Source organism: Azospirillum sp. TSO22-1, from assembly GCF_003116015.1.
GTDB lineage: Bacteria > Pseudomonadota > Alphaproteobacteria > Azospirillales > Azospirillaceae > Azospirillum.
Window position 1 is genome coordinate 101,811 of record NZ_LGQZ01000007.1, and the last position, 9,431, is coordinate 111,241.

10 protein-coding genes are annotated in these 9,431 nt (G+C 71.9%); 1 reads left to right on the forward strand and 9 read right to left on the reverse strand.

All coding sequences use genetic code 11. From position 1 onward, the window contains the following. Window positions 1-8: 8 nt before the first annotated feature. Window positions 9-701 carry a DUF1194 domain-containing protein gene (locus TSO221_RS02290; RefSeq protein ID WP_109116870.1) on the forward strand — a complete coding sequence of 231 codons (693 nt, stop codon included), beginning with the start codon at window positions 9-11 and terminating at the stop codon, window positions 699-701. Here TSO221_RS02290 and TSO221_RS02295 read toward each other — a convergent pair. From TSO221_RS02295 to TSO221_RS02335, 9 genes are all read right to left on the reverse strand, one after another. Next, window positions 698-1,216 carry an SRPBCC family protein gene (locus tag TSO221_RS02295; protein ID WP_109116871.1) on the reverse strand — a complete coding sequence of 173 codons (519 nt, stop codon included), beginning with the start codon at window positions 1,214-1,216 and terminating at the stop codon, window positions 698-700. The two genes, TSO221_RS02290 and TSO221_RS02295, sit on opposite strands and share 4 nt — an antisense overlap. A 94-nt stretch (window positions 1,217-1,310) precedes the next feature. After that, window positions 1,311-1,688: a dihydroneopterin aldolase gene (locus TSO221_RS02300; RefSeq protein ID WP_109116872.1), complete on the reverse strand. Its 378-nt coding sequence runs from the start codon at window positions 1,686-1,688 to the stop codon at window positions 1,311-1,313. A gap of 70 nt (window positions 1,689-1,758) precedes the next feature. Then, window positions 1,759-2,841: a site-specific DNA-methyltransferase gene (locus TSO221_RS02305; protein ID WP_109116873.1), complete on the reverse strand. Its 1,083-nt coding sequence runs from the start codon at window positions 2,839-2,841 to the stop codon at window positions 1,759-1,761. A 94-nt stretch (window positions 2,842-2,935) separates the two neighbouring features. Then, window positions 2,936-3,562: a ribonuclease HII gene (locus TSO221_RS02310; RefSeq protein ID WP_109116874.1), complete on the reverse strand. Its 627-nt coding sequence runs from the start codon at window positions 3,560-3,562 to the stop codon at window positions 2,936-2,938. After that, on the reverse strand, window positions 3,562-4,233 hold the full coding sequence (locus TSO221_RS02315; protein WP_109116875.1) for a lysozyme inhibitor LprI family protein: 672 nt from the start codon (window positions 4,231-4,233) through the stop codon (window positions 3,562-3,564). Before TSO221_RS02315 ends, TSO221_RS02310 begins: the two co-directional genes overlap by 1 nt. Before the next feature lie 100 nt (window positions 4,234-4,333). Then, window positions 4,334-5,416: a PA0069 family radical SAM protein gene (locus TSO221_RS02320; RefSeq protein ID WP_109116876.1), complete on the reverse strand. Its 1,083-nt coding sequence runs from the start codon at window positions 5,414-5,416 to the stop codon at window positions 4,334-4,336. Between the two features lie 49 nt (window positions 5,417-5,465). Continuing rightward, window positions 5,466-6,389 carry a 4-(cytidine 5'-diphospho)-2-C-methyl-D-erythritol kinase gene (locus TSO221_RS02325; RefSeq protein ID WP_348770247.1) on the reverse strand — a complete coding sequence of 308 codons (924 nt, stop codon included), beginning with the start codon at window positions 6,387-6,389 and terminating at the stop codon, window positions 5,466-5,468. Between the two features lie 122 nt (window positions 6,390-6,511). Continuing rightward, the gene (locus tag TSO221_RS02330) at window positions 6,512-8,233 is read right to left on the reverse strand and encodes a tetratricopeptide repeat protein (RefSeq protein ID WP_109116877.1); all 1,722 of its coding nucleotides are present in this window, start codon (window positions 8,231-8,233) and stop codon (window positions 6,512-6,514) included. Between the two features lie 144 nt (window positions 8,234-8,377). After that, on the reverse strand, window positions 8,378-9,409 hold the full coding sequence (locus TSO221_RS02335) for an aminoglycoside phosphotransferase family protein (protein ID WP_247877889.1): 1,032 nt from the start codon (window positions 9,407-9,409) through the stop codon (window positions 8,378-8,380). Window positions 9,410-9,431 lie beyond the last annotated feature (22 nt).

Genomic DNA, 9,431 nt, shown 5'->3' on the forward strand with positions numbered 1-9,431 from the left:
GTTTGCCGATGCTGAAACGCCTTCTGTTCCTTGTCCTCCTGCTGGCCTCGCTCCCCGCCGCCGCGCAGCCGGTGCCCGGCCGCAAGCCGCAGCCCACGCCGTCCGTCGGGCTGGAACTGGTGCTGCTGGTGGACGGGTCGGCCAGCATCACGGTGGGCGACCTGGAGTTCCAACTGCGCGGCCACGCCGCCGCCTTCGCCGACCCGGAGGTGGCCGAGGCGCTGGCGGCGCGCGGGGTGGCGGTGACGCTGGCGGCGTTCTCCGGGCCGAAGTCGCTGCACGTGCTGGTGCCGTGGACGGTGATCTCCAGCCCCGAGGACTCCCAGGCCTTCGCCGGCCGGATCCTGGCGGCGCCGCGCGAGGGCAGGGCGGACTCCACCGCCATCGGCAGCGCCATCGAGGAGGCGGCACGCCTCTTCGGTACCGGCGGCGTGCGCTCGGAGCGGCAGGTGATCGACCTCGTGGCCAACGGCTTCTCGAACGCCGGCGTGGACCCGGCGCAGGCGCGCGACCGGGCGGCGGCGCGCGGCATCACCATCAACGCGCTGGCCATCCTCGACGAGTTCCCCTGGCTGGAGGAGTACTTCGCCGAGAACGTCATCGGCGGCGCCAACTGCTTCACCAGGTCGGCGCTGGACCGCGAGACCTTCGTCGCGGCCCTGCGCCAGAAGCTGGTGCTGGAGGTGGCGGCGCTTCCCTAGGACTTGCCGACCACCTTCGGCAGGTTGTCGAGGCCGCCGCGGTAGACGCCCTGGATGGCCTTCTTGGCGCTTGCCTCGTCGCTGCCGGGCGCCGGGTCGAAGGTCGAACTCCAGGTGACGGTGCTGCCCTTGCCGGACGGCTTGACGCGGATGGTCGAGACGTAACCCTGGACCGGCAGCACCTTCTGGTTCTCGCCGTTGTCGAGGATCTTGTAGGTGAGGCTCTGCTTCTTGTCGTTGCGGCGCACGAGCTGCTCGACCAGCACCGGCCCGCCGAGGTCGATGCGGCGCTCGGACCCTGCCGTGTTGCCGTTCGGCGCGGTGGTCGATTTCACCGCCGGGTGCCAGCCGAGCGAGCCGAAGTCGCCGACCACGCCCCACACCTTGGACGGCGGCGCGTCGAGTGTGACGCTCTCCACCACCTTGACCTTCTTGCCGGCCGCCTGGGCGTCCGCCGGCACGGAAAACGTCACCAGCGCCGCGACCGCGAGCGCCGAACCCATGATCCTCAGCATGCCCTTCCTCCCCCGATTATGGATGGTTCCAACGGGGAATGATGGGCCGCGTGCGGCGGTCGGAAAAATTGTACTTATTGACGAGACGGGCGGGTCAGCCGCGCGAGCGCTCGATCTCCACGCCGACCGAGGCGGCGTCGGGGAAGACGTCCAGCTTCTCGACGCGCACGGTGACGCGGCGCACCCGGGCGTCCTGCAGGCAGCGGGCGGCGATGCGCTCGGCCAGCGTCTCGACCAGCATGATGTGGCCGTCGCCGGCGACCGCGCGGATCGCCTTCACGCCGTCCTCGCCGGTGACGCCGGAGCCGATGACCTCCATGTCGAGGTTCAGGCGGATGCGCTGCGCCGCCGCCTTCTCATGGTCGTAGACGCCGATCGAGGCGTCCATGACGAGGTCGCGCACGAAGACGCGGTTGAGCGCCGTGGCGGTGGCGAGGCGGGGCGCGGTGACGGCGGCAAACAGCTTGTTCATGGGCGAACGGGTACCACGCGGCACCCGTCGCGGACAAGCGCGGGCCCTTGCGGTGGACGCAGGGCTGGGGTCAGTGCTTCTCGGCCCGGATCTGCTCGCGCAGCACGTCGATGGGCTTGAGCTGGCCGTGGTCCTCGAAGTGCCAGAAGGTCCAGCCGTTGCAGGCGGGCAGGCCGGTCATCGCGGCGCCGACGCGGTGGATCGAGCCGGCGTGGTTGCCCAGATGGTTGACGCCGACCAGCGTGCCGTCGGCCTTGACGTGCGCCGCCACCCGCTTGCGCAGGTCGTACAGCGTGACGCCGGGGCGCAGCAGGCCGCGCTCCACCACCGCGCCGAAGGGGATGCGCGGCGCCTGTCGCTTTGGCGGGGCGTCGAGCAGGGTGGGATCCGGCGCCTCCTCGGTGGCGTCGATGCGGGCCTGCGCCATCTTGGCGTAGCCCTCCTCGCGCTCCAGCCCGATCCACTTGCGGCCCAGGCGCTTGGCCACCGCGCCGGTGGTGCCGGTGCCGAAGAACGGGTCGAGCACCACGTCGCCCACCCGCGTCGACGATAGGATGACGCGGTAGAGCAGCGCTTCCGGCTTCTGCGTCGGGTGGACCTTCTGCCCCTTGTCGTCGCGCAGCCGCTCGGACCCCGAGCAGATCGGCAGCACCCAGTCGCTGCGCATCTGAAGATCCTCGTTGAGGTTCTTCATGCTGTCGTAGTTGAAGCGGTAGCGCGCGTCCTTGTCGCGCGACGCCCAGATCATCGTCTCGTGCGCGTTGGCGAAGCGGGTGCCGCGGAAGTTCGGCATCGGGTTGGTCTTGCGCCACACGATGTCGTTGAGGATCCAGAAGCCCAGGTCCTGCAGCACGGCGCCGACGCGGAAGATGTTGTGGTAGCTGCCGATCACCCACAGCGAGCCGTCCGGCTTCAGGATGCGGCGCACCGCGCCCAGCCAGTCGCGGGTGAACTGGTCGTACGTCGCGAAGTCCTGGAACTTGTCCCAGTCGTCGTCCACCCCGTCGACGCGGGTGTGGTTCGGACGCAACAACTCGCCGCCGAGCTGGAGGTTGTAGGGCGGATCGGCGAAAACCATGTCCACCGACCCGGCCGGAAGCCCGTTCATCAGGGACACGCAGTCCCCCAGGAGAATCCGATTCGGCTCCAGCATGCCCACACCCGTCAAAATTCAGCGAATCACTTGGCCCACCATGATTCAGGCCCGAGTCGCCGTCAACGGGATTTTTTCAAAAGAGTCTTGGGAGTCAGCGTCTTAGCGCCAGAACTTGAGACACGGGACCAAAGGTAGTGCGGTGGTGCGGCGTGGCCCCCAACCGCTTGAGGGCGGCGAGGTGCGCGGCGCTGGGATAGCCGGCGTTGCGGTCCCAGGCGAAGTCGGGGAACTGCGCGTGCAGTTCCGTCATGATGCGGTCGCGTTCGACCTTGGCGACGATGGAGGCGGCGGCGATCGACAGGCTGGTGCTGTCGCCCTTCACCACGGTGCGCACGGTGCAGGCAAGCTTCGGCGCTTTGTTGCCGTCCACCAGCGCGTGGGTGGGGGAGACGCCCAGCCCTTCCACCGCGCGGCGCATGGCGAGGAGCGCGGCCTGCAGGATGTTGATGGCGTCGATCTCCGCCACCGACGCCTCGGCGACGCAGACGGCCAGCGCATGCTCGCGGATCAGCGGGGCGAGATCCTCGCGGGCGCGGGCGGTGAGCTTCTTGCTGTCGTGGATGCGGCCGGCGACGGCCTCGGGCAGGCCCGCCGGGGGCAGCACCACGGCGGCGGCCATGACCGGACCGGCGAGCGGCCCGCGGCCGACCTCGTCGACTCCGCAGACGACGGCGTCCGGGCCACAGGCGGTTTCCAGGGCGAGGTCGGGGCGATTCATCACTTCATCCGGGCGTAGTCGAAGAGAAAGCTGCCGTTCATGCCGCACCAGTTGCCGCTGGCGGCGCGGTTGGCGTCGCTGTCGGCGATGCGCACGCCGCCGGCGGTGCGCTGCAGGACGACGCCGTTGCCGTCGGCGTCGGGCGTGCCGACGACCAGCGCGCCGTCGGCGCCGGGCCGGCCGATGCCCTCGAAGCCGCAGATCCAGCGGCCGGCCGTCGGCTCTGCCCCGAAGATGTTGACTGCCAGCGTGCCGTCGCGCAGGCGCAACGCCGCCACCTCCAGGAACCCGCCATGGTCGAAGCGCCCGACGAACGGATCGGCGGGCGAGGGCGCACCGGGGTCCGGCTTGAAGCCCAGCACCGCCACGCGGCGCTCGTACTGGCCGCGCAGGCAGGCGGCGTCGGCGCCGCAGGCGTTGCGCTCGGCCAGCCACGCCTTCTGGTCGGCCTTCAGCGCCGCCTGGACGGCGCCATCGGTGTTGGCGCCCAGGCGCTGCACGGCGTCCTTGAACCCCTTGGCGAGCCGCTCGTCGAGCGCGGAGACCGCGGCGTCGGCGCAGATCGCCTTTTCCGTTGGCGTCCCGGCCTTGGTGCACGGGAAGCTGGCGGCTGAGGCCGGGGTCGCGAGGGCGAGGGCGAGGAGGGCGGTGATCGGGCTCAGGCGCGGCATCCGGAGGGGATCCTTGCGGGCAACAGGGGACACACGGATTTCACGGATTATTGGCACGGATTGCACGGAATTTTTGAGGCTTGGAGTGTGCCGCCTCACCCTACAGCAGACTCAACTGGTCCCCCGGCATCGGTGGCGGGCGGAACGATGCGGTGTCCAGTTCCCGCCAGCGCCCGCCCAGCCCCAGCCGCTCGGCGGTCAGCCGGAAGCGCCTGGACAGCAGCTCGGCGTACGGCCCCTGGCCGGACATGCGCCGGCCGAAGCCGGACTGGTACAGCGCGCCGCCGCGGCATTGGCGGATCAGGCTGAGCACCCGGTCGGCGCGCTGCGGCGCGTGGGTGCGCAGCCATTCCTCGAACAGGCCGGAGATCTCCAGCGGCAGGCGCACCAGGATGGTGCTGGCGCCGGTCGCCCCGGCGTCGGCCGCCGCCTCCAGGATGGTTTCCAGCTCGTGGTCGGTCAGGCCGGGGATCATCGGCGAGGCGAGCACCGTCACCGGCACCCCGGCCCGGCTCAACTCGCGGATCACCTCCAGCCGGCGCGGCGGGGTGGATGCCCGCGGCTCCAGCCGGCGGGCGAGGCCGCGGTCCAGCGTCGTCACTGAGATGCAGACATGCGCCAGATTGCGCGCCGCCATCCGCGCGAGGATGTCGAGGTCGCGCAACACAAGGGCCGACTTGGTCACCAGCGCCACCGGGTGATTGGTCTCGTCCAGCACCTCCAGGATGCGGCGGGTCAGCTTCAGGTCGCGCTCGACCGGCTGGTAGGGGTCGGTGTTGGCGCCCAGCGCCATCGGCGCAACGGTGTAGCCGCGGGCGCGCAGCTCCTTCTTCAGCAGCTCCGGCGCGTCGGGCTTGTGGAACAGCCTGGTCTCGAAATCCAGGCCCGGCGACAGGCCGAGATAGGCGTGCGTCGGCCGTGCGAAGCAGTACACGCAGCCGTGCTCGCAGCCCTTGTACGGGTTGATCGAGCGGTCGAACGGGATGTCCGGCGAGCTGTTGCGCGTGATGATGGTGCGGCTGGTGTCGACACTCAGCGTCGTGCGGAGCGGCGGCGGGTCATGATCGTCGTCGACCGTCCAGCCATCGTCCACGAACACCCGCGCGTGCGGCTCGAACCGGCCGCTGCGGTTGCTGACGGCGCCCCGTCCCTTGCGCCCACGGTCGGGAAGTTCGTCCACCATGGGCACGAGGGTGCCAGACAAACGCGAACAAATCAAGAACTGGCGTGGGCTACGCCGTGAGACGCGCCGCCGTCACCCACCAACCGGGCCGCATCAGCCGTTCCGCTGCGGTCTGCGCTTCCGCCGCCGTGGCGTACAGGGCGAAGCAGGTGGCGCCGCTGCCGGACAGGCGTGGCAGCAGGCAGCCGGGCGTGGCGGCCAGTGCCTCCAGCACCGTGGCGACCACCGGCGCGACGGTCAGCGCCGGCGCCGTCAAGTCGTTGCGCCGCCCGGCCAGCCGCGCGGCAAGTTCCGCGGCGGTCGCCGGGGACTCGGCGAAGCGGGCGGGGGCGGAGAAGCCGCCCTGGCGCGCCTTGAACACCGCGGGGGTCGGCACCGGCACGCCGGGGTTGACCAGCACGATGTGCGTCTCCGGCAGGGCGGGGGCGGGGTCGAGCCGGTCGCCGATGCCGCCGAAATAGGCCGGCCGCCCGGCGAGGCAGACCGGCACGTCGGCGCCGAGCCGCCCGCCGATCTCGGACAGCTCCGGCGCGTCGGCCGGCACGCCCCACAGCCGCGCCAGCGCGCGCAGGCACGCTGCCGCGTCGGCCGAGCCGCCGCCGATGCCGGAGGCCACCGGCAGGTTCTTCTCCAGGTCGATGCGCACCGCCGGGGCGCGGCCGAGCCGTTCGGCCAGCGCCGCCGCGGCGCGGGTCACCAGGTTGCCGGCCGGATCCTCGGCCAGCAGCGGGGCAGCGAAAGGGCCGGCGATGGCGAGGTGCGGGCCGTCGTGGGCGGGGGAGACGGTCAGCCGGTCGCCGACGTCGGCGAAGGCGACGAGGCTGTCCAGCTCGTGATACCCGTCGGCGCGGCGGCCGAGCACGTGCAGGTACAGGTTCAGCTTGGCCGGGGCGGCCTCGGTGATGGCGGTCATGGGCGAGAGGTAGCGGAACGGCCGCGCGGACGGAAGTGGGAAGTCGCCGACTGCTCCCACCCTAACCCTCCCCCGCTGGGCGGGGGAGGGAACTGCGCCGCAGTGCAGGGAGGCATGGGCCATTGCCCCCTCCCCCGCCCAGCGGGGGAGGGATGGGGTGGGGGCTGGCAGGTATTCTGCCGCTACCGCTTCCCCCCCTCCGCCTTTGCCGCCTGGACGTCGGTCAGGCCCTTGTCCAGCTTCTCCTGGATCTGGTCCTTCTCCTTCTGCTCCTCGGCGGTGCGCAGCGCGCGCAGCCACTGGAAGCGGGCCTCGTTGCGGCGGCCGACGCGCCAGTAGGCGTCGCCGAGGTGGTCGTTGATGGTGGAATCCACCGGGCGCAGTTCCACCGCGCGCTCCAGCTTCCCCACCGCGCCCTCGAAGTCGCCAAGCTTGTAGAGCGCCCAGCCCAGGCTATCGACGATGTAGCCGTCGCGCGGCTTCAGCTCGACCGCCCGCTCGACCATCGCCTTGGCCTTGTCCAGGTTCAGCCCGCGGTCGATCCAGCTGTAGCCAAGGTAGTTCAGCAGGTACGGCTCCTCGGGCTTCAGCTCCAGCGCCTTCTTCAGGTCGGCCTCGGCGTCCGGCCAGCGCTCGATCTTGTCGTAGGTCAGCGCGCGGGCATAGTAGACCGCCCAGTGCCGCTCCTGCGGCGTGCCGATGCGCTCCAGAGCCTTGCCGTAGGTGTCTGCCGCCTCGGCATAGCGCTTGGAGACGCGGTACAGGTCGGCTTGCCGGACCAGCGCGTCGGTGCGCTCCGGCCGCTCGTCGGCCAGCTTGCCCAGCACGGCGATGGCCTCGTCGGTGCGCTCCAGCCGGGCCAGCGCCTCGGCGGCGCGCAGGCGGGCGGCCCAGCCCAGCACCGGGTCGGTCTCCAGCGCGCGGTATTCGGCCAGCGCCTCCTCGTGGTGGTCGCGGCCCTCCATGATGTCGCCGATCATCAGGCGCGCCAGCGTCAGGTCGGGGCGCAGGTGCAGTGCGATGCGGCCGAACAGCAGCGCCGTCTCCTCCGCGCCCTCGTGGTGCAGCGCGCTGCCGAGGTCGAACAGCGCCTCGCCCAGTCCCTGGCGGGCGTCGGAGACGATGGGCTTCGGCGGGGCGCCGGCCTCCAGCGCCTTCAGCGCCGGCTCGATCATCACGCTGTCGGGGTTGCCGGAGCGGAAGGCGGTGTACAGGCGGCGCGCTTCCTCGGCCTGGCCCTGGCGCTCCGCGTAGTTGCCGACCAGCTGGACGACGCGCAGCGGCGCCTCGTTGCCGATGACCTTGCGGTAGAACTCGCCGGCCTCCGCCGGCTTGCCGCCGACGTCGAGAACCAGCGCCGCGTGCAGGTTGTGCAGCGCCGCGAAACCGACGGAGCCGGCCAGCGGGGTCAGCGCCTGCTGCGCCCTGGCGGTGTCCTTGCGGGCGGCGGCCAGCCACGCCTCGTACAGCGGTGCCAGGAACTTGCCCAGTCCCTCGCGCGACATGCCCTTCAGCAGGTCCTCGGCGTCGTTCAGGCGGTCACGCCTGAGGGCGTCGGCGACCAGCAGCGCGGCGGCCAGCTGCGGCTCGCCGTCCGGGCCGGTCAGGCGCATCGCCAGCGCCAGCGCCGTGTCGATCTGCCCCTCGCCGAGCTTCAGGATGAAGGCGCGGCGCATCAGCGCCGGGTCGCCGGGGTTGGCGGCGAGCGCCTGGCCCATGTACTGGGCGGCGGCCGTCCAGTCGTCCTGGTGCTGGGCGAACCGGCCGGCGAGGTAGCTGCCCGTGCCCGCCGTCGCGCGTCCCGGCCCGTCCGCCGCGGCGAGCGCCGTCGCCGACAGGGGAAGGCTCGCCGCCACGAGCAGGGCGGCAGCCGCAGCGCCGCGTTTGGTCCGGGAGATCATCATGCCGCGTCCGTTCCTGGAAGAAACCGCCATTTAGATAAGCGCCGGCGCGCCGCTGTCACGGGGGCCGACTCGGGGAGCGTAAGCCGGAAGCCGTCCCGCGACAACACACAGGACGCGTTCCCCGTCGCGACAAAAGATGGAAGCTCAATTCCAGTCCGCCCGCACGCGGTCGATGGTCTCCGGGCGGAAGACGTCCTCGACCCGCTCCTGCAGGTGGGCGCGCAGCGCGTCCGGCATGCCGGGGGAGAGCCGGTCGCCCTCGATCTTCCAGCGCGCCATCCACGACAGGCTGCGCAGCCACGTCAGCCGGCGCAGCGGCTTCAGCCACGGGCGCACGGCGGCGGCCAGCTCCGCGGCGACCGCGGCCTCCCAGGCTGCGAGGAACGCTTTCACCTCGGCCTTGGTCAGCGCCGTGGCGACGTCGGGATCCCACATGGTGGAGGTGTAGAGGCTGGCGTGCGCGAGGTCGATGGCCGGGTGGCCGTACTGCGCCTTCTCCAGGTCGGTGAACCACGCCTTGCCTTGGGCATCGATCAGGAAGTTGCCGGGGTGGGTGTCGGTGCCGACCAGCGTCACCGGCAGCGGTGCGGTGATGCGGTCGGCCTGGGCGGCGCCCAGCTCGATCTCGATGCGCATCAGCGCCATCGGATCAAGGTCGGCGCGGTCGAAGTGCTCCGCCTGCCGCAGCACCAAGGCCAGCGTGGCGGCCACCGGGTCGGGCGGGCTGGCCAGCGGGGCGCGCTCCTCCGGCACCGGCAGGCGGTGCAGGGAGGCGAGCGCCGCGGCGATGGCCGGCATGTCCTCGGGCAGGCGCGGCGGGCGGCCGGCGATCTCGGCAACCAGCAGGGCGCCCATCGGCAGGCCGGGGCGCGGCTCCAGCACCTCCGCCAGCTCCGGCGTGTGGCCGGAGGGCGCGGCGCGCGAGAAGGCCGCCGCCTGGTAGGCGAGGTTGGCCGCCGGGTCGAGCCCGACCTGGCTCCAGCGCGGCACGCGGGCCACCACCTCCCGCCCGACGACGCGCACGTGGTCGTGCGCCACGCCCTTCAACGGCAGTGGTTCGAGCGCGGCGCCGTCCAGCGCGGCGGAGAGGGTGCTCAGGATCCCTCCCTCGCCTCCGGCGGGGGAGGGAAGGGGCCCGCGCGCAGCGCGGGAAGGGTGGGGGCTGGTGGGCGGCAAGGGTCGGGAACGTCCTGGGTTT